General features: G+C 23.5%; 2 protein-coding genes. Both read right to left on the bottom strand.

Annotated elements, in window-relative coordinates; all coding sequences use genetic code 11:
- A partial coding sequence (locus tag AJ930_RS10835; protein WP_186820859.1) for a hypothetical protein occupies positions 1-179 on the bottom strand: 179 nt, incomplete at its 3' end.
- A 63-nt stretch (positions 180-242) separates the two neighbouring features.
- The coding region (locus AJ930_RS04555; RefSeq protein ID WP_070274906.1) for a DUF2972 domain-containing protein at positions 243-1,921 on the bottom strand (1,679 nt) is incomplete at its 5' end.

Here is a 1,921-nt window from a genome sequence, read left to right as displayed (position 1 = left end):
TAAATTTTTTGTTCTTTTTTGTGTTGTTTGTTTATTTGATAAAGTTTTTTAAATAATGCTATATACCCCCCCCCATGCTTATAATTATTTCTTTGATGACTAAAGTCAATCATAACTCTACCTAATTTATAAGCTAAATGGTTTTTTATTCTTTCTATAGCTGAGTTTGGGTTTTTCATGGTGAGGGTCCTTTAGGTGTTTAAAAAAGAAAAATTATATCATAAAAAAATAATAATTTTATTTTAATCCAACTCCTTACACATTTTTTCAAATTCTTGATAGTATTTCCAAGAAGCTACTATGTCTGGACGGTGCTTTTTAATATGAATATAATCTTTATCTAGTATACCCTTTAATTTTAATGCCAAATCTTTATTTTTTTTCAAATAGTTTAAAATATCTTCTTCTTTGAATAATTTATTTCTTTCATTCTGTTCTTGGAGATACATAGTATAAATAAAATCATGAATATATCTTTTTACCCTATTAAATATTTTTTCATGCCTTTTTAAAATATCATAATCAATCTGATTGCACAAACAAACAAGATTGTCAAAATAGGCATTTTCCTTAAAAATTATATGATTAATATTAATCTTATTAATCATATTCGTGCTTATTTGATATGTTGAAATTAAAATCTCTATACTTTCTTTATTTTGATTATCAATAATCTCATAATCTTTTAAAAAAACTGTTAATATAAAGGGTAATAAAATCAATATATCATTACGACACACTTTCGCCTTAAATAAAAGCTCGTCTTCTGGCTTAGGAAAATGAAAAATTTGAGATAATTTTTTAAAAGTATTAAAAGCATACTCTTGCATGATATCGCCCATATCTATATAATGTATTTTTTCGATAGAATGCTTTAGAGACTCGATTCTATGATTTAATATGTTCATATTACCATCTAAATATCTTAATAAATTATTTAAATTTGGCTCTTTTCCATAGCTGTATTCTATAGTGCCATTTTTTACAAATGTTTGATGGTATAAAATCGCACTCTCTATATAGTTTTTATAATCAAAATCCAAAGCTATTTTTCTTATAATTTGATTATTATTTTGATGATGATTAACTAAAGGTTTTAATAAAGATATAGGATCTCTTACAACACACAAATAAGGAATTTTTTTAGCGATTAAACAAAATAATTTATCTGTATCATTGATAACTTTATGGCCAGAAAGAACTAAAACATTATAATTTTTACTATTTGTTAAAAGTTTATAACTGTCCAAATAGCGATTATAATTATTATTAACCCTTGCATTCATGCTGATTTTACAACCTCTTAAAAATTTATCCATCGCATCACTTCCAGCCCCAAAAATACTCAAAAACACAAATTCATAATTATCAGGCAAAGGCAAATTCATTTCCCATGCAAGTTCAGCTGGTATGTTTTTATAGTTTATTTTTTCTTTTTCATCATTAAGTTTTTTAGGATCAAGTAAAGATGGGTAAAGATGGTTTTCTTTTTTGTATTTTTCATTAAAATCATTTGACAATAGCCATTCTTCTATAAGGTTAAAATTCTTTATAAAATAATCAAAATTATGAAAGATATTTTCTATAATAGGTTTATAGTCTTTATGGGTTTTTAATAACTTTTCTATTTGTAAAATTTTTTCCAAGAATAAAGATTTATTGCTTAAAAGATCTTTAGGAATTTCTACATCATATATTTTAAATTGATCAAATGTTTTTTTAAATATTTGAAATTCTTTATTGGCTTTTTTTATATTTTTAGCTAATGTAAAAATACTTCCTTTATACCAAGTTTTAAAAGTTTTGATTAGAACTTCACCTAATATATAAGATAAATGAAATTGATATTTTAAAGCTTGTTTATAATCAGGACATTTTTCTAAGTTAGGATATTTTAAAGAAGGAAAAACTTTGATGGTTT

Source organism: Campylobacter sp. BCW_6871 (genome assembly GCF_001762325.1).
GTDB lineage: Bacteria > Campylobacterota > Campylobacteria > Campylobacterales > Campylobacteraceae > Campylobacter_D > Campylobacter_D jejuni.
Note: the sequence above shows the minus strand (reverse complement) of the source record. Positions and strands in the feature narration are given on the sequence as shown.